General features: G+C 58.3%; 1 protein-coding gene. It reads right to left on the bottom strand.

Features of this window, described 5'->3' with window-relative positions:
- Positions 1-6: 6 nt before the first annotated feature.
- The coding region (locus RCF13_RS07380; RefSeq protein WP_308141024.1) for a hypothetical protein at positions 7-348 on the bottom strand (342 nt) is incomplete at its 5' end.

Genomic DNA, 348 nt, shown 5'->3' on the forward strand with positions numbered 1-348 from the left:
GTATGCCTAGCGTCGCGTGAGGCCTGCGATCTGGCGTTGCTCTTGCACAGCTGACAGGAAGCGGCGGGCTACCTTTTCGAGGAACCGCGTGCTGAAAGTCCCAATCGGTGTGAGACTTTCAAAATCGTAGAGCTCGTCCGCCCGAACCTTGTTGTAATCGTCGAGGATCAGGTGGCTCACCTTCTCCGGACCAAGGCCGATCCTGCGCTGTTCGGTCTCGGGAACGATCTCGTATAGCCGCTCCATCCCCGGCTCCCTTGGCCGGGGGATCTGTCCTGAGATGGGGAACAGATAAAACCATCCATTGATCTCCATCATCAGGCAAACCCGCCGGATCTTGCGACCGCT

This window comes from Stenotrophomonas maltophilia group sp. RNC7 (assembly GCF_030910085.1).
Lineage (GTDB): Bacteria > Pseudomonadota > Gammaproteobacteria > Xanthomonadales > Xanthomonadaceae > Stenotrophomonas > Stenotrophomonas sepilia.